This is a genomic window from Pseudomonas sp. NPDC087803, from assembly GCF_044742995.1.
GTDB lineage: Bacteria > Pseudomonadota > Gammaproteobacteria > Pseudomonadales > Pseudomonadaceae > Aquipseudomonas.
Genome location: NZ_JBIUVO010000009.1, coordinates 50,633 through 73,874, shown reverse-complemented (window position 1 = coordinate 73,874; position 23,242 = coordinate 50,633). Strand labels below are relative to the sequence as shown.

General features: G+C 61.1%; 23 protein-coding genes. 12 read left to right on the top strand and 11 right to left on the bottom strand.

Going from position 1 to position 23,242, the window contains the following annotated elements; all coding sequences use genetic code 11:
- Nucleotides 1-8 precede the first annotated feature (8 nt).
- Nucleotides 9-1,253, bottom strand: coding sequence for an FAD-dependent oxidoreductase (locus ACIOUG_RS08675; protein WP_401064380.1), 1,245 nt, complete (start codon nucleotides 1,251-1,253; stop codon nucleotides 9-11).
- Nucleotides 1,254-1,419: 166 nt separating this feature from the next.
- Entirely contained in the window at nucleotides 1,420-1,761 is a 342-nt protein-coding gene (locus ACIOUG_RS08670) for a helix-turn-helix transcriptional regulator (protein ID WP_007965280.1), read from the bottom strand.
- A 91-nt stretch (nucleotides 1,762-1,852) separates the two neighbouring features.
- On the opposite strand from ACIOUG_RS08670, the gene ACIOUG_RS08665 reads away from it, so the two are divergent.
- Nucleotides 1,853-2,716 (top strand): MBL fold metallo-hydrolase, encoded by an 864-nt coding sequence (locus ACIOUG_RS08665; RefSeq protein WP_401064378.1) that lies wholly within the window; start codon nucleotides 1,853-1,855, stop codon nucleotides 2,714-2,716.
- A gap of 86 nt (nucleotides 2,717-2,802) precedes the next feature.
- Here ACIOUG_RS08665 and bkdR read toward each other — a convergent pair whose 3' ends face one another.
- Nucleotides 2,803-3,291, bottom strand: coding sequence for a Bkd operon transcriptional regulator BkdR (gene bkdR, locus ACIOUG_RS08660; protein WP_016985245.1), 489 nt, complete (start codon nucleotides 3,289-3,291; stop codon nucleotides 2,803-2,805).
- Between the two features lie 185 nt (nucleotides 3,292-3,476).
- Between bkdR and ACIOUG_RS08655 the strand changes: the two genes are divergently transcribed.
- From ACIOUG_RS08655 to ACIOUG_RS08635, 5 genes are all read left to right on the top strand, one after another.
- A complete protein-coding gene (locus ACIOUG_RS08655) occupies nucleotides 3,477-4,712 on the top strand; it encodes a 3-methyl-2-oxobutanoate dehydrogenase (2-methylpropanoyl-transferring) subunit alpha (RefSeq protein ID WP_003224001.1) in 1,236 nt (411 codons plus the stop codon).
- Between the two features lies 1 nt (nucleotide 4,713).
- Nucleotides 4,714-5,772: an alpha-ketoacid dehydrogenase subunit beta gene (locus ACIOUG_RS08650; protein WP_003224000.1), complete on the top strand. Its 1,059-nt coding sequence runs from the start codon at nucleotides 4,714-4,716 to the stop codon at nucleotides 5,770-5,772.
- Entirely contained in the window at nucleotides 5,773-7,059 is a 1,287-nt protein-coding gene (locus ACIOUG_RS08645) for a dihydrolipoamide acetyltransferase family protein (RefSeq protein ID WP_401064374.1), read from the top strand.
- A gap of 4 nt (nucleotides 7,060-7,063) precedes the next feature.
- Complete coding sequence (lpdA, locus tag ACIOUG_RS08640; protein WP_401064371.1) at nucleotides 7,064-8,437, top strand: dihydrolipoyl dehydrogenase; 1,374 nt, start codon at nucleotides 7,064-7,066, stop codon at nucleotides 8,435-8,437.
- A 320-nt stretch (nucleotides 8,438-8,757) separates the two neighbouring features.
- Nucleotides 8,758-9,777 (top strand): branched-chain amino acid aminotransferase, encoded by a 1,020-nt coding sequence (locus ACIOUG_RS08635; protein WP_003223996.1) that lies wholly within the window; start codon nucleotides 8,758-8,760, stop codon nucleotides 9,775-9,777.
- A gap of 163 nt (nucleotides 9,778-9,940) precedes the next feature.
- Here ACIOUG_RS08635 and ACIOUG_RS08630 read toward each other — a convergent pair whose 3' ends face one another.
- The 3 genes from ACIOUG_RS08630 to ACIOUG_RS08620 form a co-directional block, all read right to left on the bottom strand.
- Nucleotides 9,941-10,762 carry a TIGR03915 family putative DNA repair protein gene (locus tag ACIOUG_RS08630; protein ID WP_401064369.1) on the bottom strand — a complete coding sequence of 274 codons (822 nt, stop codon included), beginning with the start codon at nucleotides 10,760-10,762 and terminating at the stop codon, nucleotides 9,941-9,943.
- Nucleotides 10,759-11,979 (bottom strand): putative DNA modification/repair radical SAM protein, encoded by a 1,221-nt coding sequence (locus ACIOUG_RS08625; protein WP_401064367.1) that lies wholly within the window; start codon nucleotides 11,977-11,979, stop codon nucleotides 10,759-10,761. The genes ACIOUG_RS08630 and ACIOUG_RS08625 overlap by 4 nt, the downstream gene beginning before the upstream one ends.
- Nucleotides 11,980-12,125: 146 nt before the next feature.
- Nucleotides 12,126-12,884 (bottom strand): ArsR/SmtB family transcription factor, encoded by a 759-nt coding sequence (locus ACIOUG_RS08620; RefSeq protein WP_401064364.1) that lies wholly within the window; start codon nucleotides 12,882-12,884, stop codon nucleotides 12,126-12,128.
- Between the two features lie 78 nt (nucleotides 12,885-12,962).
- Here ACIOUG_RS08620 and ACIOUG_RS08615 point away from each other — a divergent pair, with 78 nt between their 5' ends.
- Entirely contained in the window at nucleotides 12,963-14,066 is a 1,104-nt protein-coding gene (locus ACIOUG_RS08615; protein WP_401064361.1) for a cytochrome P450, read from the top strand.
- Here the strand turns inward: ACIOUG_RS08615 and dmeF are convergent.
- Both dmeF and ACIOUG_RS08605 read right to left on the bottom strand, forming a co-directional pair.
- Nucleotides 14,063-14,992: a CDF family Co(II)/Ni(II) efflux transporter DmeF gene (dmeF, locus tag ACIOUG_RS08610; RefSeq protein WP_401064358.1), complete on the bottom strand. Its 930-nt coding sequence runs from the start codon at nucleotides 14,990-14,992 to the stop codon at nucleotides 14,063-14,065. The genes ACIOUG_RS08615 and dmeF overlap by 4 nt on opposite strands.
- Nucleotides 14,993-15,004: 12 nt before the next feature.
- Entirely contained in the window at nucleotides 15,005-15,280 is a 276-nt protein-coding gene (locus ACIOUG_RS08605) for a metal/formaldehyde-sensitive transcriptional repressor (protein ID WP_003223990.1), read from the bottom strand.
- Nucleotides 15,281-15,973: 693 nt separating this feature from the next.
- Here ACIOUG_RS08605 and ACIOUG_RS08600 point away from each other — a divergent pair.
- Complete coding sequence (locus ACIOUG_RS08600; protein WP_401064355.1) at nucleotides 15,974-16,351, top strand: DUF6124 family protein; 378 nt, start codon at nucleotides 15,974-15,976, stop codon at nucleotides 16,349-16,351.
- 156 nt (nucleotides 16,352-16,507) lie between these two features.
- Entirely contained in the window at nucleotides 16,508-16,777 is a 270-nt protein-coding gene (locus ACIOUG_RS08595) for a hypothetical protein (RefSeq protein WP_401064352.1), read from the top strand.
- A gap of 122 nt (nucleotides 16,778-16,899) precedes the next feature.
- Here ACIOUG_RS08595 and ACIOUG_RS08590 read toward each other — a convergent pair whose 3' ends face one another.
- A complete protein-coding gene (locus ACIOUG_RS08590; RefSeq protein WP_115990136.1) occupies nucleotides 16,900-17,238 on the bottom strand; it encodes an FKBP-type peptidyl-prolyl cis-trans isomerase in 339 nt (112 codons plus the stop codon).
- Nucleotides 17,239-17,427: 189 nt separating this feature from the next.
- Nucleotides 17,428-17,736: an RcnB family protein gene (locus ACIOUG_RS08585; RefSeq protein ID WP_007965617.1), complete on the bottom strand. Its 309-nt coding sequence runs from the start codon at nucleotides 17,734-17,736 to the stop codon at nucleotides 17,428-17,430.
- A gap of 424 nt (nucleotides 17,737-18,160) precedes the next feature.
- Between ACIOUG_RS08585 and ACIOUG_RS08580 the strand changes: the two genes are divergently transcribed.
- On the top strand, nucleotides 18,161-19,453 hold the full coding sequence (locus ACIOUG_RS08580) for an MFS transporter (RefSeq protein WP_401064349.1): 1,293 nt from the start codon (nucleotides 18,161-18,163) through the stop codon (nucleotides 19,451-19,453).
- 12 nt (nucleotides 19,454-19,465) lie between these two features.
- Nucleotides 19,466-20,233, top strand: a complete 768-nt coding sequence (locus ACIOUG_RS08575) for a substrate-binding domain-containing protein (protein WP_401064347.1) — start codon at nucleotides 19,466-19,468, stop codon at nucleotides 20,231-20,233.
- Here ACIOUG_RS08575 and ACIOUG_RS08570 read toward each other — a convergent pair.
- The gene (locus tag ACIOUG_RS08570) at nucleotides 20,223-21,137 is read right to left on the bottom strand and encodes a LysR family transcriptional regulator (RefSeq protein WP_401064346.1); all 915 of its coding nucleotides are present in this window, start codon (nucleotides 21,135-21,137) and stop codon (nucleotides 20,223-20,225) included. The two genes, ACIOUG_RS08575 and ACIOUG_RS08570, sit on opposite strands and share 11 nt — an antisense overlap.
- A 251-nt stretch (nucleotides 21,138-21,388) precedes the next feature.
- On the opposite strand from ACIOUG_RS08570, the gene ACIOUG_RS08565 reads away from it, so the two are divergent.
- Nucleotides 21,389-23,197, top strand: coding sequence for a monovalent cation:proton antiporter-2 (CPA2) family protein (locus tag ACIOUG_RS08565; protein WP_401064344.1), 1,809 nt, complete (start codon nucleotides 21,389-21,391; stop codon nucleotides 23,195-23,197).
- Nucleotides 23,198-23,242: the final 45 nt, after the last annotated feature.

Sequence of the window (23,242 nt, the reverse complement as noted above, 5' to 3'; positions counted from 1 at the left end):
GGGAGTTCTCAGTCGACTTTGGACAAACCGGTCAGCCACTCGCGACCCTTGAGCATGCCGTTCCAGTAGAACCACGGCAGCAGCGTCGCCTTGAGGAACCACGCCGAGCGGCGCGGCACGGTCGCATCGAGGGCGAAGGTCGGCAGCAACTTTCCGCCGTAGCCGAACTCGGCGAGGATCACCTTGCCCTTCTCCACCGTCAGCGGGCACGAACCGTAACCGTCGTATTTCAGTGGCAGCGGTTGTTTCTTGCGCAGGGCCAGCAGATTTTCCGCGACTACCACGATCTGCTTGCGCACGGCGGCAGCGGTTTTCGCATTGCTGGTGCCGCAGATATCGCCGATGGCGAACACTTCCGGGTAACGCGGATGTTGCAGGCTGTGCGGGTTCACTTCGCACCAGCCGCCCGCATCGGCCAGCGGGCTCTGAGCGATGAAATCCGGCGCGACTTGCGGCGGCACAACATGCAGCAGATCGAAGCTTTTCGCCTGTGTGGTGAGGTTGCCGTCAGCGTCCCTGATCTCGAACCAAGCGGTTTTCGCCGGGCCGTCGACCTTGACCAGGTTGGCGTTGAAGGCCAGTTGCGCGTTGTATTTTTCGATGTACTTCATCAGCGGCGGGACGAAGGTCGCGACGCCGAACAGCGCCGCGCCGGCCAGGTTGAACTCGACGTTGATGTTGTTCAGCACGCCTGTTTTGCGCCAGTGATCGCACGACAGGTACAACGCCTTCTGCGGTGCCCCGGCGCATTTGATCGGCATCGCCGGCTGGGTGAACAGCGCCTTGCCGCCACGCAGTTTCTGCACCTGATCCCAGGTGTACTGCGCATGCTGATAGCTGTAGTTGGAGGTCACGCCGTGCTGGCCGAGGCTTTCCTGCAGGCCTTCGATCTTCTCCCAGGCCAGCCGCAGGCCGGGGCAGACGATCAGGTTCTGGTAGCTGACGCGGCGTTGATCGCTGAGCGTGAGGTGACGTGTGTCGGGATCAACCGCAGTTACCGCCGCCTGAATCCAGGTGGCCTGCCGGGGCATCACTTTGCTCATCGGTCGGGCGGTGTCCTTGACGTCATAGGCACCACCGCCGACCAGCGTCCACGCCGGTTGGTAGTAGTGCTGGGCGCTGGGTTCGATCACGGTGATGTTCAGCGTGGGATCGCGCTTGAGCAGACTGGCGACGAAGCCGATGCCGGCGGTGCCGCCGCCGATGACCACGATATCTGCACTGATGGATGGGCCCCAGTGTTGATCGTTCATTGCTTGTTCCTTATTGCTGCACGCAAGGATTTTCCGGCCATCGCACCAATCCATTGTAGGAGTGAGCCTGCTCGCGATGGCGGTGGATCAGTCTATGAAGATGTTGGCTGATACACCGCTATCGCGAGCAGGCTCACTCCTACAGGGATTGTGTGGTGGCTGACATTTATTGATGGCCCAGACTTTTCAGCACCGCTCCGCAATACAGCCCGGAGAGCGTCTTCATCACCTGAATCACTTCAGGACTGGCCAAACCGTAAAAGATGTACTTGCCTTCGCGACGAGTCGCCACCAGGCCTTCATCGCGTAGGATGCCCAGTTGCTGGGACAGCGTCGGCTGGCGCACGCCGGTCATTTTTTCCAGCTCGCCGACGTTGCGCTCGCCCTGAGTCAACTGGCACAGGATCAACAGGCGATCCTCATTGGCCAGCGCCTTGAGCAGCGCGCAGGCCTTGGAGGCGGACGCCCGCAACTGGGCGACTTCACATTCGGTCAGACTGGATTGCATTTGCACGATGCCTTCAACGTCACTTAAGCTGCGAACATTATGTTTTTAGATAAAGTGTTGCAACCCATTTCCCTGGTTCAGGTTGGTGTCCATGCCCGCGCAGATTGAAGCTTTCCTCGACCCCGCCTCCTCGACCTACAGCTACGTGGTCTATGAAGCCGATGGCGGGCAGTGTGCAATCGTCGATCCGGTACTCGATTACGACGGCGCCGCCGGTCGCACCTGCACGGTACAGGCCGACAAAATCATCGCCTTCGTCCGTGAACGCCGCTTGCAGGTGCAATGGCTGCTGGAAACCCACGCTCATGCCGATCACCTGTCCGCCGCGCCGTACCTGCGCCGCGAACTCGGCGGCAAGATCGCCATCGGCCAATCGATCAGCAAGGTGCAGAACGTGTTCAAGGCGCTGTTCAATCTGGAGCCGGAATTCTGCGTCGACGGCTCGCAGTTCGATCACCTGTTCGCGCCGAATGAGTCGTTCATGATCGGCAACCTCAAGGCCACCGCCCTGCACGTCCCCGGCCACACCCCGGCGGACATGGCCTACCTGATCGACGGCGAACAGATTCTGGTCGGCGACACGCTGTTCATGCCCGACGTCGGCACCGCCCGCTGCGACTTCCCCGGCGGCAACGCGCATCAGTTGTTCAACTCGATTCACAAACTGCTGGCCTTCCCCGCCAGCGTCAAACTCTACGTCTGCCACGATTACCCGCCCGAAGGCCGCGCCGCGCAATGCCAGACCACTGTCGGTGAGCAGCGCCTGAGCAATATTCATGTGCATGACGGGATTGATGAGGCGGCGTTTGTCGAGATGCGCACGAAGCGTGACGCCGGGTTGGGCATGCCGACGTTGTTGTTGCCGGCGATTCAGGTGAATGTGCGGGCGGGGAATTTTCCGGCGGCCGAGGATAATGGTGTCGTGTATCTGAAGGTGCCGATCAACAAGCTCTAGAAGCAAAAGATCGCAGCCTTCGGCAGCTCCTACAGAGAGATCCGTTTCCCGTGTAGGAGCTGCCGCAGGCTGCGATCTTTTGCTCTTCAAGACCCCAGCGTCAACCCATTCGCCGGCAACGGCAGCGCGGTTTTATAGCGCACCTGCTTCAAGGCAAAACTCGACCGAATGTTCGCCACCCCCGGCACCTTGGTCAGAAAGTCCATCATGAACCGCTCCAACGACTGAATCGTCGGCACCAGTACCCGGATCAGATAGTCCGGGTCGCCGGCCATCAGGTAGCACTCCATCACCTCGGGGCGATCGGAAATCGCCTCTTCGAAATGCTGCAACGCTTCCTCGACCTGTTTCTCCAGGCTGACGTGAATGAACACGTTCACGTGCAGGCCCAGCAGATCGGCATCCAGCAGCGTCACCTGCTCGCGAATCAGACCTAGTTCTTCCATCGCCTTGACCCGGTTGAAACACGGCGTCGGCGACAGATTCACCGAGCGTGCAAGGTCGGCGTTGGTGATGCGCGCGTTCTCCTGAAGGCTGTTGAGAATGCCGATGTCGGTACGGTCCAGTTTGCGCATGAGACAAAACCACCTGTTTTTTATGTTTATGCAGAATTTCTATCTGCAAATCGTCTTCAGCGCAACGAAACAGAGAGAAATATTCTTCTTGGCCGGGCCTATGATTGTTGTAGGACAAGATTTCTTTCACCCAAGAATGATTGCCAGCTCACTACAAGAAATTCACAAGATCGAGCGTAGAAGCCATGACCCAAGCGTATGAACCGCTGCGTCTGCACGTCCCTGAACCCTCGGGCCGCCCAGGCTGCAAAACCGACTTCTCCTACCTGCATCTGACCGATGCCGGCACGGTGCGCAAACCTTCCATTGACGTTGAACCTGCCGACACCGCCGACCTGGCGCGTGGGCTGATTCGGGTGCTCGACGATCAAGGCAACGCCCTCGGCCCCTGGGCTGAAAACGTGCCGGTCGAAATCCTGCGCAAGGGCATGCGCGCCATGCTCAAGACGCGGATCTACGACAACCGCATGGTGGTCGCCCAGCGCCAGAAAAAAATGTCGTTCTACATGCAGAGTCTTGGCGAAGAAGCCATCGGCAGCGCCCAGGCCCTGGCCTTGAACATCGACGACATGTGCTTCCCGACCTACCGTCAGCAAAGCATTCTGATGGCCCGCGAAGTACCGCTGGTCGATCTGATCTGCCAACTGCTGTCCAACGAGCGTGATCCGCTCAAGGGCCGGCAGTTGCCGATCATGTATTCGGTCAAGGACGCCGGCTTCTTCACCATCTCCGGCAACCTCGCCACCCAATTCATTCAGGCCGTCGGCTGGGGCATGGCTTCGGCGATCAAAGGCGACACGAAAATCGCCTCGGCCTGGATCGGTGACGGCGCCACCGCCGAATCGGACTTCCACACCGCCCTCACCTTCGCTCACGTTTACCGCGCGCCAGTGATCCTCAACGTGGTCAACAACCAGTGGGCGATCTCGACCTTCCAGGCCATCGCCGGGGGTGAAGCCACCACTTTCGCCGGACGCGGCGTCGGTTGCGGCATCGCCTCGCTGCGGGTCGATGGCAACGATTTCTACGCGGTGTACGCCGCTTCCGCCTGGGCTGCCGAACGCGCCCGGCGCAACCTCGGCCCGACCATGATCGAATGGGTCACCTACCGCGCCGGCCCGCACTCGACCTCCGACGATCCGTCGAAATACCGTCCTGCCGACGACTGGAGCCACTTCCCGCTGGGCGACCCGATTGCCCGCCTGAAGCAGCACCTGATCAAGGTCGGCCACTGGTCGGAAGAAGAGCACGCCGCCGTCAGCGCCGAGCTTGAAGCCGAAGTGATTGCCGCGCAGAAACAGGCCGAACAGTACGGCACCCTCGCCGGCGGGCAGATTCCAAGCGCCGCGACCATGTTCGAAGACGTCTACAAAGAGATGCCGGAGCACTTGAAGCGCCAGCGTCAGCAGTTGGGGATCTGACATGAACGATCACAACAACAATATTCAGTTGGAAACCGCCATGACCACGACCACCATGACCATGATCCAGGCCCTGCGCTCGGCCATGGATGTGATGCTTGAGCGTGACGACAATGTGGTGGTGTTCGGTCAGGACGTCGGCTACTTCGGCGGCGTGTTCCGTTGCACCGAAGGCCTGCAGACCAAGTACGGCACCTCGCGGGTATTCGATGCGCCAATTTCTGAAAGCGGCATCGTCGGTGTGGCCGTGGGCATGGGCGCTTACGGCCTGCGTCCGGTGGCCGAGATTCAGTTCGCCGATTACGTCTACCCGGCTTCCGACCAGATCATTTCCGAAGCCGCACGCCTGCGTTATCGCTCGGCCGGCGAATTCACCGCGCCGATGACCCTGCGCATGCCGTGCGGCGGCGGCATTTACGGCGGTCAGACCCACAGCCAGAGCATCGAGGCGATGTTCACTCAGGTCTGCGGCCTGCGCACCGTGATGCCGTCCAACCCGTACGACGCCAAGGGCCTGCTGATCGCCTCCATCGAAAACGATGACCCGGTGATCTTCCTCGAGCCTAAGCGCCTGTACAACGGCCCGTTCGACGGCCACCACGACCGCCCGGTAACCCCGTGGTCGAAACACCCGCAAGCCCAGGTGCCGGACGGTTACTACACCGTGCCGCTGGACGTCGCCGCGATCACCCGTCCGGGCAAGGACGTGACCGTGCTGACTTACGGCACCACCGTTTACGTCTCGCAAGTTGCCGCTGAAGAATCCGGCGTTGACGCCGAAGTCATCGACCTGCGCAGCCTGTGGCCGCTGGACCTGGAAACCATCGTCAAGTCGGTGAAAAAAACCGGTCGCTGCGTGGTGGTACACGAAGCCACCCGCACCTGCGGTTTCGGCGCCGAACTGGTGTCGCTGGTGCAAGAGCATTGCTTCCATCACCTGGAAGCGCCGATCGAACGCGTCACCGGTTGGGACACCCCCTACCCGCACGCGCAAGAGTGGGCGTATTTCCCAGGGCCGTCCCGAGTGGGCGCGGCGTTGAAACGGGTCATGGAGGTCTGAATGGGCACGCACGTTATCAAGATGCCGGACATCGGCGAAGGCATTGCAGAAGTAGAACTGTCGCAGTGGCACGTCAAGGTCGGCGATCTGGTGGTTGAAGACCAGGTGCTGGCGGACGTGATGACCGACAAGGCGATGGTCGACATTCCGTCGCCGGTACACGGCAAGGTGATTGCCCTTGGCGGTCAGCCGGGTGAAGTGATGGCGGTCGGCAGTGTGCTGATCAGCATCGAAGTTGAAGGCGCCGGCAACTTGAAAGAGTCCGCCGCGCCAGCGCCGGTTGCCGCGAAAGCGCCCCCTGTCGCAGCGAAAGTTGAAGCGGTAGTCGAAAACAAACCTGCTGCCGCTGCTGCACCGCGTCCGGCTCCGGCTCCGGTTTGCCAAGGCCCGATGGTTGCCCGTGAAGCCGATGAACGTCCGCTGGCCTCGCCGGCCGTGCGCAAGCATGCGCTGGATCTGGGCATTCAATTGCGCCTGGTACGCGGCACCGGCCCAGCCGGTCGAGTGCTGCATGAAGACCTCGAGGCCTATCTGGCGCAGGGTCAATCCAACGCATCGGCACCGTCAGCCGCTGCATACGCTCAGCGTCATGATGAAGAGCAGATCCAAGTGATCGGCATGCGCCGCAAGATCGCCCAGCGCATGCAGGATGCCACCCAGCGTGCAGCACACTTCAGCTACGTCGAGGAAATCGACGTCACCGCGATTGAAGAGTTGCGCGCGCACCTCAACGAGAAACACGGCGCCAGCCGTGGCAAGTTGACCTTGCTGCCATTCCTCGTCCGCGCACTGGTCGTGGCTCTGCGCGATTTCCCGCAGATGAACGCGCGTTACGACGACGAAGCTCAGGTCATCACCCGCCTCGGCGCGGTGCATGTTGGCGTCGCCACGCAAAGCGATGTGGGATTGATGGTGCCGGTGGTACGTCACGCCGAGGCGCGCAGCCTGTGGGACAGCGCCGCGGAAATCTCGCGCCTGGCTAACGCCGCACGCAATGGCAAGGCCAGCCGCGACGAACTGTCCGGCTCGACCATTACCCTGACCAGCCTCGGTGCGCTGGGCGGCATCGTCAGCACCCCGGTGCTGAACCTGCCGGAAGTGGCGATCGTCGGCGTGAACAAAATCGTCGAACGCCCGATGGTCGTCAAAGGCCAGGTGGTGATCCGCAAGATGATGAACCTCTCCAGCTCCTTCGATCACCGCGTGGTCGACGGCATGGACGCGGCGCTCTTCATCCAGGCCATTCGTGGTCTGCTCGAACAACCCGCGACCCTGTTTGTGGAGTGATGCCATGCAAACCTTGAACACCACGCTGCTGATCATCGGCGGCGGTCCCGGCGGTTACGTCACGGCGATCCGCGCCGGACAACTGGGCATTTCGACGATTCTGGTCGAAGGCCAATCGCTGGGCGGCACTTGCCTGAACATCGGCTGCATTCCATCGAAAGCGTTGATTCACGTGGCCGAGCAGTTCCACCAGACCCGCCATCACAGCCAGCATTCGGCGCTGGGTATCAGCGTCTCGGCACCCACCCTCGACATCGGCAAGAGCGTCGAGTGGAAGGACGGCATCGTTGATCGCCTGACCACCGGCGTCGCCGCGTTGCTGAAAAAGAACAAGGTTCAGGTCATCAATGGCTGGGCCAAGGTTATCGATGGCAAAACCGTGGAAGTCGGCGACACGCGCATTCAGTGCGAGCATCTGGTGCTGGCCACCGGTTCGACCAGCGTCAACCTGCCGATCCTGCCGATTGGCGGGCCGATCATCTCCTCCACCGAAGCGCTGGCACCCAAGTCCGTGCCGAAACGCTTGGTGGTAGTGGGCGGCGGTTATATCGGTCTGGAGCTGGGCATTGCTTACCGCAAGCTCGGCGCCGAGGTCAGTGTGGTCGAGGCGCAGGATCGTATCCTGCCAGCCTACGACGCCGAGCTGACGCAACCGGTGCACGAAGCGCTGAAGCAACTGGGCGTGAAGCTCTATCTCAAGCACAGCGTGCTGGGTTTCGACGGCACCTTGCAGGTACGTGAGCCGAACGGCGACACCCTCAATCTGGAAACCGATCAGGTGTTGGTGGCGGTTGGTCGCAAACCGAATACGCAGGGCTGGAACCTTGAAGCGCTGAACCTGGACATGAACGGCTCGGCGATCAAGATCGACAGCCGCTGCCAGACCAGCATGCGCAATGTCTACGCCATTGGCGATCTGAGCGGCGAACCGATGCTCGCGCACCGCGCCATGGCTCAGGGCGAGATGGTCGCCGAGCTGATCAGCGGCAAATCCCGCGAATTCAACCCCACCGCTATCGCTGCCGTGTGTTTCACCGACCCGGAACTGGTGGTGGTCGGCCAGACCCCGGACGAGGCCAAGGCTGCGGGGCTGGACTGCATCGTTTCCAGCTTCCCGTTCGCCGCCAACGGCCGGGCGATGACCCTCGAATCGAAAAGCGGCTTCGTGCGGGTGGTCGCCCGTCGTGACAATCATCTGATTGTCGGCTGGCAGGCGGTCGGGGTTGGCGTATCGGAGTTGTCGACCGCGTTCGCGCAAAGCCTGGAAATGGGCGCGCGGCTGGAGGACATCGGCGGCACCATCCATGCACACCCGACCTTGGGTGAAGCGGTGCAGGAAGCGGCGTTGCGCGCTTTGGGACATGCGTTGCACCTGTAAACGCTGAACCCCTGTGGCGAGGGAGCTTGCTCCCGCTGGGCTGCGAAGCGGCCCCAAACCCTGTCACTGCGGTACACCTGATGCACCGCGATGGCCGGCTTCACCAGTGCTGCGCACTGGAGCGGGAGCAAGCTCCCTCGCCACAGAAGAGCAGAAAGATAGAGGAACGATGGGAATTTAATAAGCAAGCTACGATTTTTGCCAATCCCCCCATCGTCCGGGCTGCGAAACCGCTCAAGAATGAAGTATTGTTGTGCCCATCCAAAAAAACGTCAGAAGCCTTGAACCGTTTCGACGGTTGTTCAGTGATAGAGGGTGTCATGGGTAACGAAAGCATCAATTGGGACAAGCTGGGTTTTGATTACATCAAGACCGACAAACGCTATCTGTCGTACTTTCGCAATGGCGAGTGGGACAAAGGCACCCTGACCGAAGACAACGTGCTGCACATCAGCGAAGGCTCGACGGCCCTTCACTATGGCCAGCAGTGCTTCGAAGGCCTGAAGGCTTATCGTTGCAAGGACGGCTCGATCAACCTGTTCCGTCCTGACCAGAACGCCGCGCGCATGCAGCGCAGCTGTGCTCGCCTGCTGATGCCGCACGTCTCCACCGAGCAGTTCATCGAAGCGTGCAAGGAAGTGGTTCGCGCCAACGAGCGCTTCATTCCGCCATACGGCACCGGCGGCGCGCTGTACCTGCGTCCGTTCGTGATCGGCGTGGGTGACAACATCGGCGTGCGTACCGCGCCGGAGTTCATCTTCTCGGTGTTCGCAATCCCGGTCGGCGCCTACTTCAAGGGCGGCCTGACCCCGCACAACTTCCAGATTTCCAGCTTCGACCGCGCCGCGCCACAAGGCACCGGTGCAGCCAAGGTCGGTGGCAACTACGCCGCCAGCCTGATGCCGGGTTCCCAGGCCAAGAAAGCGCACTTCGCTGACGCCATCTACCTGGATCCGCTGACCCACAAGAAGATCGAGGAAGTCGGTTCGGCCAACTTCTTCGGGATCACCCACGACAACAAGTTCATCACCCCGAACTCGCCGTCGGTCCTGCCAGGCATCACCCGTCTGTCGCTGATCGAACTGGCGAAAACCCGTCTGGGCCTGGAAGTGGTGGAAGGCGACGTGCTGATCGACAAGCTGTCGGACTTCAAGGAAGCCGGTGCTTGCGGTACCGCGGCGGTGATCACGCCGATTGGCGGCATCAGCTACAACGACCACCTGCACGTGTTCCACAGCGAAACCGAAGTCGGCCCGGTCACCCAGAAGCTCTACAAAGAGCTGACTGGCGTGCAGACCGGCGACATCGAAGCGCCAGCGGGCTGGATCGTCAAGGTTTGATCTGACGGCCAGTTGTACAAAAGCCCCCCATCAAGTGATTGATGGGGGGCTTTTTCGTTGTGAGGGTCAAGATCAAAAGATCGTCCGAACGCGGCCCGAGCCTTCGGCAGCTCCTACACAGATCTCCTGTAGGAGCTGCCGCAGGCTGCGATCTTTTGATTTTCTATTTCAGCGCAATCCGCTTCCCGCCCCGCGCGGCAATCCCGCTGGCCTGCCCGTTCTGCTGCTTGCCCGTGCGCGCCTGAGTAATCAATCCGGGAATCAACTCGCCCTCCGGCAGATTTTTCCAGAACCGCACCGGGAAGTGCCCTTGCATGACCTTCTCGTTCAACCGCGCCGGATTGAAGATGTGGCTGTAGTACGTCAGCCACAACTCGCCGTGCGGATCGTCGACGTTCTGCGCCAGTTGTTGCCATTCCAGCGGGCACTGGCGCTGATGAATCAACTGTTCGCCGTCGTAATAAACCCCGTCACGCGGGGTGGCGATCAACCAGCGGTGCCGCCCCATGCGCCGGATGAAATGCTCGCTGGCGCTGTGCAGGATGTCGTGGGCCGGTTCGTGCCACGCAACGTATTGCGGGCCTGGCTGATCCTGCGGGCGTTCGATGAAACGCACGAACGCATGCAGATGATGGGCTTCGCGCTGCACCTGCTTGATCCGCCGCTGCAACTCGCTGCCGAGTTTGTCGCCGGCCATCATCGCCGTGCGATCGCCGTGGCTGACGCGCCACAGCACTTCATACAACAGACTCCAGCGCTGCTCGCCCCGGTAACGGCAGGCCTGCTCCAAAGTGTCGAGCAGTGCGCGAGGAATGCGTGCCTGAAACGGCCCCTGCCCCTCGGGCACCGATACGTCACTGGCAAACAGATCACTCACCCCTTCCGACGCCCAACTCACCAGACTCGGGTCGATTTCATGGCTGAGCAGCCAGCGCGCCTGCTGGCGCCAGGTGTCGAACAGGTCGTCGCAATCAAGATTGATCATCCCCACAACCCCATCTGCTGTGGCTGCGGCCGGTCGCGCAATTGCTGGTAAAGCATGTGGCTGGTGACTTCGGCCTGTTGCGGGTGGTAGTCGCTGGTGATGATGAACGGCTTGGCCTTGGCCAGCACACAGCGCATGCGCGCCACGTCTTCGTAGCGGATGCGCCGTTGCTGGCGCAATTGCACCAGACGTTCGGTGGTGCGCAGGCCAATGCCGGGAATGCGCGCGATCAGCGCCGGTTCGGCGCGATTCAGATCCAGCGGAAACACTTCGCGATTCTGCAGCGCCCAGGCCAGTTTCGGGTCGATGTCCAGCGCCAGATTGCCCGGGCCCTTGAGCAGTTCGCCCGCGCTGTAGCCGTAACTGCGCAAGAGGAAGTCGGCCTGATACAAACGGTGCTCGCGCATCAGCGGTGGTGCGGCCAGCGGCACGCTTTTCGGGCTGTCAGGGATCGGGCTGAAGGCCGAATAGTAGACGCGGCGCAAGCGGAAATTGCCGTACAAGGCCTGGGCACCATGCAGGATCGTGCTGTCGTCGGTGTCATCGGCGCCGACGATCATCTGCGTGCTCTGCCCGGCCGGGGCGAATTTCGCCGAGCGCGGCTCGTTGAGCACGGTCTGCTCGCCGGTGTAGATGGTGTGCATCGCCTGCTTGATCGAGCCGATGTGTTTCTCCGGGGCCAGGGTTTGCAGGCTGGCATCGGTAGGCAGTTCGATATTGACGCTGAGGCGATCGGCGTAACGTCCGGCCTCCTCGATCAATGCCGGATCGGCCTCGGGAATGGTCTTGAGGTGAATGTAGCCGCGAAACTCATGCTCTTCGCGCAGCAGCTTCGCCACACGCACCAGTTGCTCCATGGTGTAGTCCGCCGAGCGGATGATCCCGGAGCTGAGAAACAGTCCGCTGACGCAGTTGCGTCGGTAGAAATCCATGGTCAACGTCACCACTTCCTCGGGGGTGAAACGTGCACGCGGCACATCGCTGGAGCGGCGGTTGACGCAGTACTGGCAGTCGTAGAGACAGAAGTTGGTCAGGAGGATTTTCAGCAACGATACGCAACGGCCGTCAGGCGTGTAGCTGTGGCAGATGCCCATGCCATCGGTCGAGCCCAACCCGCTCTTGCCCTCGGAGCTGCGCTTGGGCGCACCGCTGCTGGCGCAGGAGGCGTCGTACTTGGCGGCGTCGGCGAGAATGCTGAGCTTGTCGATGATTTGCATGGCGCGGGCTCTTTACTGTGTGGATATACAGTATAGATCCGAGCGCGGGGTTACAAGGTGCTAGAGCGCACCTCGTCGGGCGGAAGCTCAAGATCAAAAGATCGCAGCCTTCGGCAGCTCCTACAGGGATTGGGCAGGGTTGAGAATTATCGGGGGTACGCACTTACTGTAGGAGCTGCCGCAGGCTGCGATCTTTTGATCTTCCCGTCTAACGGCAACTCAAGACCAAACCGCATACCCAGTTCCTTGCGCCCCGCGACGGTCAGTGCCAACGCCCGACTGTCCAGATCCTGCGTCACCCACTTGCGCTTCAGCGCCGTCTGCAACAACGCCGCCCCCAGTGAGCCACCCAGATGCGGCCGGCGCATGCTCCAGTCCAGGCACGGGCAAGCAAACTTGCGGCGCAAGGTGCTCAAGTCCTGCACCTCAATCCCCAAGCTCGCAAACACCGCCTCGCCGCCGGCGCTCAAGCAATAAGCCCGCTCGTCGGTTTCCACCAGCCATCCCGCCTCACGCAAACGGTCGTGCAGCAACACCGCGAGCGTGCCGGCCATGTGGTCGTAGCAGGTGCGGGCGAATTGCAGGCGATCCGGGGTGTGCGCCTTGAAGCTCGGCGCGGCGTTCTGCCCGATCACCATCAACGCTTCCAGCGCCTGCGCCACCCGTTGATCGGCGAGGCTGTAATAACGATGGCGACCCTGCACGTGCAGGCGCACCAGCGCCAGATCTTTGAGCTTGGCCAGGTGCGCGCTGGCAGTGGATGCGCTGACCTCGGCGACGGCGGCCAATTCAGTGCTGGTGCGAGCGTGGCCGTCCATCAGCGAGCAGAGAATTTTCGTGCGTGCCGGTTCGGCGATCGCGGCGGCCACCTGCGAGACGCCAATGTCTTGATGTTCTGCGTGCATATTTCGCTCCCCGACGAATCGTCGTCGCTGCGCACTGAAGATACTCGCATCACTTTCCCGACGACAGGGCTGTGAACCATGGACCCGATCATCGCTGCGACGCATGCCGATCCTTATCCCTGTTACGCCAAACTGCGCGCCGAGGGCGGACTGACCTTTGATCATGGATTGAAACTGTGGGTCGCCAGCAGCGCCCGAGCAGTAAGCGCAGTGCTGGCACATGCCGATTGTCGGGTGCGACCGTTGCAGGAGCCGGTGCCCAAGGCGATTGCCTCAGGAATGGCCGGCAAGGTCTTCGGGCAGTTGATGCGGATGAACGAGTGCGAACGTCAGCGCTGCCCGCGTGCGGCAATCGAGCCGTCACTGCAATTGATAGATGAAGATCAGGTACGCGCTCTGGTGGCGGCACGATTGATGACAGCGGACGCCGATGGCTTGTATAAGGCGATGTTTCGCGGCCCGGTGTGCGTGGTCGCGGCGCTGCTCGGCTTCACCCCGGCGCAGGGCCGGGCGATCAGTGAGCTGACGGCGGATTTCGTCGCCTGCCTGTCGCCGCTGAGCAATGACCTGCAACTGGCGGCGGCGCATGCGGCGGCGGTGCAATTGCACGGCTATTTCATCGAGTTGCTGGCCGAAGCCGATAGCGAGTTGCTCAAGGCTATCGAGCAGCAATTTGCAGGAGACGAAGAAACACTGATCGCCAACCTGATCGGTCTCTGTTCGCAGACGTTCGAGGCCAGTGCGGGACTGATCGGCAATGCACTGATAGCACTGCAACGTCAGCCCGAGTTGCGTGACGCCTCTGTGGACACCCTGTTGGCCGAGGTTCAGCGCTTTGATCCTCCAGTGCAGAACACTCGGCGCTTTGTCGCGCAGACTTGCGAGATCGACGGCGTGCGGCTCGAGCCTGGCGAGGTGGTTCTGGTGCTGCTGGCCTCGGCCAACCGCGATCCTTTGTTAAATACAGAGCCCGAGCGGTTTTTGCTGGATCGTCCTGACCGGCGCAGTTTCAGCTTTGGCAGCGGCCGGCATCAGTGTCCGGGGCAGACACTGGCGCTGAGCATTGCCGCTGCGACTGTCAGAGAAATTCTTGATCAGGGTGTGAATCTGCAACAACTGACGTGGCATTACCGCCCATCCCTGAATGGGCGGATTCCACTGTTCAGCGCGGTGCCGCCTTAAGCGTTGCGCAGCTCGATGGTCAGGTGCGACAGCTCATGCACCGGCGCCAGCCGTTCGCGAATCGCCTCCGCCGTCACGCCCGCCGCCGCGACCACACTGACAATCGCCGCCCGCGCCTGCGGGCCGACCTGCCAGACATGCAGATCGCTGATGCGCACATCGTCGGAGATTTCCAGCAACTCGCGGATCTCCGCTGCCACCGGTTCGTCGGTGGTGTCGAGCAGCACCGCGGCGCTGTCGCGCATCAGGGTGTAGGCCCATTTTGCAATGACGATCGAACCGACAATGCCCATCGCCGGGTCCAGCCATACCCAGCCCAGATAACGCCCGGCCAGCAACGCGGCAATCGCCAGCACCGAGGTCAGGGCATCGGCCAGCACATGGACGTAGGCCGAGCGCAGGTTGTTGTCGTGATGGTGATGATGATCGTGGCCGTGGTCATGCTGATGGCCGTGGTCATGGCCGTGATGGCCCATCAACAGGAAGGCGCTGAGGATGTTTACGCCTAGCCCGATGATGGCAATCACTGTCGCTTCGCCGAATGCCACGCTGGTCGGTTCGAACAACCGAAAAACCGACTCGCCGGCAATGCCCAGCGACACCAGGCCCAGCACCATGGCTGAGGCGAAACCGGCCAGATCGCCGACCTTGCCGGTGCCGAAACTGTAACGGCGGTTGTTGGCATTGCGCCGGGCGAATCCGTAGGCCGCCGCAGCGATGCCCAACGCGCCGGCATGGGTCGCCATGTGGAAACCGTCGGCCAACAGGGCCATGGAGCCAGTGAGATAACCGGCGGCAATCTCGCCGATCATCATCACGAACGTCAGCACCACCACCCACAGGGTGCGGCGGGCGTTTTCGTCGTGGGATGCGCCGAGGAACTGGTGATCGTGGCTGAAACGCTCAGCGCTTGGGGTCAGGCTCATGATGCGCGTGCTCTATTTGGAATAACGGCGGATGGCTTGCAACAGATCTTCGGCGCCCTGGGCGCGCTGTTCGTCAGTGAGGTCGGGATGCGCCACGTGCTCACGGGTGTGGGCCTCGATGAACTGCTCCATCAACCCGTTGACCGCCCCGCGAATCGCCGCCACCAGATGCAAGGTCTTGGCGCAATCGGCATCGCCCTCCAGCGCTTTTTCCACTGCCTGCACCTGCCCGGCAATGCGCCGTACGCGGTTGAGCAATTCGTCTTTGTGTTCGTGAATGTGCGACATACCTATACCCCCTACCCCTATATAGCGCGCATGGTCGCCGATGGCTTGGGCAATCGCAAGTTCGGTGAGCATTCAAGGGATGAACGGGATGCTGAAAGCGGCCTCAATCCCTTTATAGCAGCGAGCCTGCTCCCATGATTGTCCGGTGGTGCGCTCGAGTTCAGCGTCCAACACAAATCCCCCCGGTGGGAGCGGGCTTGCTCGCGAAGGCGGTGTGTCTGCTAACAAAGATGCCGGATGTGCCGGCCTCTTCGCGAGCAAGCCCGCTCCCACAATTGTCCGGTGGAGTGCTCAGGTTCATCGCCCATCACAAATCCCCTGAGGGAGCCAGCCTGCTGGCGATGTCAGGCTGAAAAATGCAGCATCATTTCGGCATCATCCAGCAGGCTACATCACCTTGCGCCTTTGCCTACAACTACGCCAGAATCCGCCGGCTTGTGCGGTTTGGGGGGCATCGGTAACTTGGTTCGCGTCACAGAATGGTCAGTGATCGGGTTTAGTCGCTCGGTTTTATCTCAAACACGCAAGCTGTTATCAGTCAGGCACTTTCACGCCTGCACTCAATGGCAGCTGTGCGCAGGGCGCCTTCGGGTGCGCCGGTAATGTTTGGGTACTGGTCGACTAACCTGCGTACAGCTGCCACCTATTGTTTAGTCGCAAAAGCGTGTCAGCCTCATTGAGGTTGCCCAACAAATGTTCAAAGTAACGCCAAATCCGCCAGAAGCGGACGCAATACCGGACCCGGAATCAACGTCCCCCTACTCCGACCCCAATTCCAGAAAACTCCACGAAGCCGCCGAACGCGCCCTCGATCACTATCTGAAACTGCAAGCCCCGCCCGAGCGAAAACCCAGTCACATGTTTGTCGTCGCCCCGAACATGGACAACGAAGAACTGCTGGCCCACGCCTGCGAATCCATGGCCTCGGCCAGCATCATGCTCAGTGACTTCGCCAGTCTCCTCGACACGCCCTACCGCAACACCCTGCTCGGCATTCAGCAAGTGGTGATGCTCGGCGAACTCGCCGTCAACCGTGCCCTCGACAACCTCGAGCCCCCGATCAGAAATTGAAAAGCGTCCCTGTGGCGAGGGAGCTTGCTCCCGCTCGACTGCACGGCAGTCGAGAATCCGGATCCGATCCGCAACGATGGGGCTTGGGGTCGCTTCGCAACCCAGCGGGAGCAAGCTCCCTCGCCACAAGGAAAACGGCGCAAAGGAGAATTCCACATGACCAATAAAACAGATGCCCACGTCGTCGCCGCATTAGTCGCCATGGGCCTCAACGAACGGGATCGACGCTGGGCGCAAAACGCATGCCTGGTGTTGTTTGAAAGCGAGCGGGAAACAATTGTGGCCTCGGCCGTGAACGCTCTAGGGAAACTTGATGGGCTTGAAATGGAGGCTGTACTCCCAGCGCTGCAGCGGGTGAAACGCCGGTTTCCGTCACTTGCAAGGACAGTGGCTGAGACGCTGGACGCGATGGCAATTGCAGCCTGAGTGATCGTGGCGAGGGGGATCGCGAAGCGATACCTCAAGAGAAGGCCTGCTGCGCAGTCCATCGGGGATAAATCCCCTCGCCACAGATTGCATGGACATTGATTGATCGGCGTTTAGCCCCCTCAATCCTCCCGCGTCAAAACCTCCAACAATTCAATCTCGAATACCAGATTCGAATGCGGTGGAATCTTGCCCATCGTCCGCTCGCCATAGCCCAGATGCGCCGGCACCAGCAGTTTGCGCTTGCCGCCCACTTGCATGCCCATCAGTCCCTGATCCCAGCCCTTGATCACCCGGCCCGTGCCAATCACGCACTGGAAAGGTTTGCCACGGCTGTGGGAAGAATCGAACTCGCTGCCGTCTTCCAGCCAGCCGGTGTAGTGGGTGGTAATCAGCGCGCCTTTGACGGCAGCCTTGCCCTCGCCCACCTGGAGATCGATTACCTGCAGTTCATCCGTCATGACATTCACTCAATTGCTTAACTGGCGGCCGTTTTCCCAGAAATGCCGGTGATTGGCAAGCCGATGGCGCAGAGCAACGCTATTACTCCGCGGATTGTGGATCTGGCGATGCAGGAGGCCAGACACAGGACGATTTTGGGGCGGGAAGCCCTGCACGAGTGCATGCGCAGGGCCTTTGAGTCGGGGGACTTAACGCTCGACAGGCTGCATCTCAACGATAGTGCCGTTGGTGATCATGACCATCACGTACTTGTCGTTGATCTGCACCCACTGCGCCTGGTCAATCGGGGCTTTCAAACCTTTCTGTTTCCAGTTTTTCAGCGCTTTGTCGCTGCGCTGATAGATGTCCGGGGCGCGGTCGTTGACCTTCAATTCGCGGTCGCTGGTCGGCGACTGGACGGTGGGTTCGCTTGAGGTTTGCGCCGCTTGAACAAGTGGGCTGATCCCGGCAATGCCGGCAACGAGGGCCAGGCTGGCGATTAGGGTTTTGCTGTTCATCGGTGAACCTCCTTGAGATATGTAATACCTGAACTCCGACTGCTGAGTCAGGAAATCATTCCTTGTTTTTTGCTTGGGGTGGCGATGGATTTTATTGAACAGATACTCCGCCATCGCTGGCAAGCCAGCTCCCACAAGGTGTCTTGGTGGTGCAGGAACAGTGGGCACACCGAGAAACTGCGGGAGCTGGCTTGCCAGCGATGGCGTCGGCACATGCAACATCTCCATTGAATGAAAAACCGCTATCGCCAGCAGGCTGGCTCCCACAGGTTAGACGGTGTTTTCAGGATTGATCCGCTTTGCACATCAATCCATGCCAACAATGCAATTAACATCCTGTAACACCTGCGCGACCATCCGCCGCAATAACAACCGTGCGCCGCTTCCACGTCGCGCACGTCATAAAAGCGGTGGAGATTTTTCTATGACAGCCTCAATCCCACACGGCGGCTCGCGGGCCGGCGCCATTTTCCGGGTGACCTCGGGCAACTTCCTCGAACAGTTCGACTTCTTTCTGTTCGGCTTCTACGCCACGCAGATCGCGGCGGTGTTCTTCCCGGCGAGCAGTGAGTTCGCTTCCCTGATGATGACCTTTGCCGTATTCGGCGCCGGCTTTCTGATGCGTCCGCTGGGGGCGATCGTGCTTGGCGCCTACATCGACGATGTCGGTCGGCGCAAAGGTTTGATCGTCACTCTGTCGATCATGGCCAGCGGCACGATCCTGATTGTGCTGGTGCCCGGATACGAAACCATTGGTCTGTTTGCACCGGCGCTGGTGTTGGTCGGACGGCTGTTGCAGGGTTTCTCCGCCGGTGCGGAATTGGGCGGTGTTTCGGTGTATCTGTCCGAAATCGCCACGTCCGGCCGCAAAGGTTTCTTCACTGCCTGGCAGTCGGCCAGTCAGCAAGTGGCGATCATCGTTGCAGCCGCGCTGGGCTATGCGCTGAACGCGTGGATGGCGCCGGACGTGATTGCCGATTGGGGCTGGCGCATTCCGTTTTTCGTCGGTTGCCTGATCGTGCCGTTCATCTTTCTGTTGCGCCGTAACCTGGCGGAAACCGAAGAGTTCGCCGCACGCAAACATCGTCCGAGCATGAAGGAAGTGTTCCGCACCCTCGGTCAGAACTGGGGCGTGGTGCTCGGCGGCATGCTGATGGTTGCGCTGACCACCACCGCGTTCTACCTGATCACCGTGTACGCGCCGACCTTCGGCAAGACCGTGCTGCACCTGAGCACTTCGGATGCGCTGCTGGTGACCTTGCTGGTGGGCGTGTCGAACTTCTTCTGGCTGCCGATTGGCGGCATGTTGTCCGACCGTATCGGCCGGCGCCCGGTGCTGATCGCGATGTCGCTGCTGGCGCTGGCCACCACCTATCCGGCGCTGTCGTACCTGGTGCAGGCGCCGAGCTTCAGTCACATGTTGCTGTCGCTGCTGTGGCTGTCGTTCATCTACGGCATGTACAACGGCGCGATGATTCCGGCGCTGACCGAGATCATGCCGGTGGAAGTGCGGGTAGCCGGTTTCTCTCTCGCTTACAGCCTGGCGACCGCGATTTTTGGCGGTTTCACTCCGGCGATGTCGACCTTCCTGATCCAGTACACCGGCGACAAAGCCGCGCCCGGTTACTGGATGAGCGTCGGCGCACTGTGTGCGTTGTGCGCCACGTTGTACCTCTATCGCCGCGCAGGCGGCCGTTTGCAACCGGTTGCCGCATAAGGAGCAATCACCTTGAAAAAATTGATCAACCTCAGCGCCATCGCGCTCTTCGCTTTCAGCGCCCTGGCGCATGCTGAACAGCTGAACGTGATGACGTCGGGCGGCTTCACCGCCGCGTACAAAATCCTCGGCCCGAAATTCGCGGCCGCCACCGGCAACACTCTCGATACCCAGCTCGGTCCGTCGATGGGCAAGGCGCCGGAAGCGATCCCCAACCGCCTCGCCCGCGGTGAGCACGCCGACGTGGTGATCATGGTCGGTTATGCCCTCGATGACCTGATCAAACAAGGCAAGGTCGACCCGGCCTCGCGGGTCGAACTGGCGGACTCGCGGATTGGTCTGGTGGTGCGTGAAGGCGCGCCGAAGCCGGACATCAGCAGCGTCGAAAGCCTGAAGAAAACCCTGCTCGATGCAAAATCGGTGGCCTACTCCGACAGCGCCAGCGGCGTGTACATCGAGAAGCAGTTGTTCAACAAACTCGGCGTCGAGGATCAACTGAAACCGAAAGCGAAGATGATCCCGAAAATCCCGGTCGGCTCGGTGGTTGCCACGGGCGATTATCAACTGGGCTTCCAGCAGGTCAGCGAATTGCTGCCGGTGCCGGGGGTGAATTTTGTCGGCAAGATTCCGGAGTCGGTGCAGTCGGTGACGCGCTTCGCCGCCGGCATCCCGGTCGGCGCGCAGCATCCAAAAGAGGCCAAGGCCTTGCTCGACTACCTCGCCGCGCCTGCCGCCCAGGCGGACGTGCAAGCCACCGGGCTGGATTCGGTCAAGCGCTGAGTGTTGGCGGCTGGACTTTCATTTCCACCACCAGCCGCTCCAGTTCCAGTGCCGCCGGGGTCAACGTGCGACCCCGGCGCTTGATGATGCCGACACTGCGCATCACTTGCGGGTCGGTCAATGGCACCCGCGTCAGGATCGGATGATCCGGCCCGGGCATCGCCATCAGCGGCACCGCTGCCACGCCAAGTCCCGCCTCCACCAGACCAATCATCGTCGTCACATGCCGCGTCTCGCAGATGCTCTGGCGCTGCGGCACCACACTGCTCAAGGCCTGATCGAGCAGAAAACGGTTGCCGGAAGTCTTGTCCAGCGAGATGTAATCCTGCTGATAGAACTCGTCCCAGGTCACGCTGCTGCGTCCGGCCAACGGGTGATCGCGCCTGCAAGCAACGACATAGCACTCCTGCACAAGCGGCTCAAAGTCGACTTTGGCATCCTGCGTGCCGAGGAAACTCAAACCGAAATCCGCCTCGCCATTGACCACTGCGCTGAGCACATCGTGAGCGCTGGAATCGAGGACTTTGACCTTGATTCGCGGAAACTGCTGGTGATAGCGGGCGACCACCCGCGGCATGAAGTAGTAAGCCGCCGACGGCACGCAGGCCACCGTGACATGACCCAATCGGGTCGATGCGACTTCACTGATGCCGAGCAACGCCACATCCAGATCATCCAGCAAACGCTCGACGCTGGGCATGAAGCCGCGCCCGGCCTGGGTCAGGCTGACCTTGCGCGTGGTGCGCTCGAACAGCTTCACGCCGAGGGCGTCTTCGAGCTTTTCGATGCGCCGGCTCAGGGCCGGTTGTGACAGGCGCACGGTGTCGGCAGCTTTGCGGAAACTGCCTTGCTCGACCACGGCGCGAAAGGCTTGCAGGTCGTTGAGGTCGAAGTTGATGGCCATGGCGGAACCCGGAAAGATTGATTCGCGAAGCCTATCAATGTAACCAACTGATGCAATTTATTGAAGATTTGATTATATCGCCCTTGTGGGAGCGGGCTTGCTCGCGAATGCGGTGTACCAGTCGCCAGCAACATCGACTGAACCAGCGCTTTCGCGAGCAAGCCCGCTCCCACAGGTTTTGTGGTGGATTGACGAGCGGCGCAGCCTTTATTCTTGTCACCCCCCGCCGTACCGCTGTCAGGAGTCAACCCATGCCCCATGAAGGCAACCTGTTACAAGCCGCTGTCGTGTTTCTCTTCGCCGCGGTGCTCACCGTGCCCCTGGCCAAACGTCTGCAATTGGGCGCGGTGCTCGGTTATCTGCTGGCCGGGGTGATCATCGGCCCGTCGGTGCTCGGCCTGATCGGCAATCCGCAGAGCGTCGCGCATATTTCCGAACTGGGCGTGGTGTTGCTGCTGTTCATCATCGGCCTTGAGCTGTCACCACGGCGCTTGTGGGTGATGCGCAAATCGGTGTTCGGCGTGGGCCTGGCGCAGGTGCTGCTGACGGCGGCGGTGATCGGCGTGCTGGCGTTGTACGTGTTCGGCCAGTCGCTGAACAGTGCGATTGTGCTCGGCCTTGGTTTGGCGCTGTCGTCCACCGCGTTCGGCCTGCAAAGTCTGGCCGAGCGCAAAGAACTGACCAGCCCGCACGGGCGACTGGCGTTCGCGATTCTGCTGTTTCAGGACATCGCCGCGATCCCGTTGATCGCGCTGGTGCCGATGCTTGCTGGCAGCGCGCACGCCAGCAGCAATGCGGAAAGTCTGAACCACGGTCTGCAGGTGCTCGGCGGGATCGCCGTGGTGGTGGTCGGCGGGCGGTACCTGTTGCGTCCGGTGTTTCGCGTGGTGGCAAAAACCGGTCTGCCGGAGGTGTCCACCGCCACCGCTTTGCTGGTGGTGATCGGCACGGCGTGGCTGATGGATCTGGTCGGCGTGTCGATGGCGCTTGGGGCTTTTCTCGCCGGCCTGCTGCTGGCGGATTCGGAATATCGCCATGAACTGGAGGCGCAGATCGAGCCGTTCAAGGGCCTGCTGCTCGGGCTGTTTTTCATCAGCGTCGGCATGGGCGCCAACCTGAGTCTGCTGCTGAGTGCGCCGATCACCGTGCTGGGCCTGACGCTGCTGCTGATCGGTTTGAAGTTGCCGCTGCTGTTTGTGGTCGGGCGTCTGGCGGGTGGGCTGACCAAGGTCAGTGCGATTCGCCTGGGTATCGTGCTCGCCGCCGGTGGTGAATTTGCCTTTGTGGTGTTCAAGATCGGGCGCGATCAGGACCTGTTCGAACCACGCCTGTACGACTTGCTGGTACTCACCATCACCCTGTCGATGGCGTTGACGCCGTTGCTGCTGTTGATCTGTGCGCGATTGGTCAGCCCGAAAGTGCAGCCGGTGGAAGTGCCGGAGAAATTCCGTGAGATCGACACGGAAGCACCGCGCGTGGTGATTGCCGGCATGGGCCGGATGGGCCAGATCGTGGCGCGGATTCTGCGTGCGCAGAACATCAAGTTCGTGGCGTTGGACACCTCGGTGGAAACCATCGAACTGTCGCGCAGTTTTGGTGGCGTGCCGGTGTTCTACGGCGACCCGATGCGCCCGGAAATCCTCAATGCGGCGAAGGTTGGCGAGGCGGAGTATTTCGTGATTGCCACCGATGATCCGGAGACCAACATCAAGACGGCCGAAATCGTGCGCAAGCTGTATCCGCACATGAAGATCATCGCCCGCGCACGTAACCGTCAGCACGTACACCGCCTGGTCGATGTCGGCGCCGAAGCGATTCGCGAGACCTATTACTCAAGCCTGGAAATGAGCCGGCGCACGCTGGTCGGGCTGGGTCTGACCCAGGCCCAGGCCGATGCGCGGATCAAGCGCTTCAAGCACCACGACGAACAGGTGCTGGAAGCCCAGCACGCGATCTACGACGATGCGGCCAAAGTCCTGCAAACCGCCCAGGAAGCCCGGGCGGAACTGGCGCGATTGTTCGAGTCGGATCAACTGGAAGAGGAAGCGCGCAAGGCCTGATCTCCTTGCACAGATCCAGACTTCGTGCCGACAGGACTGACGCCT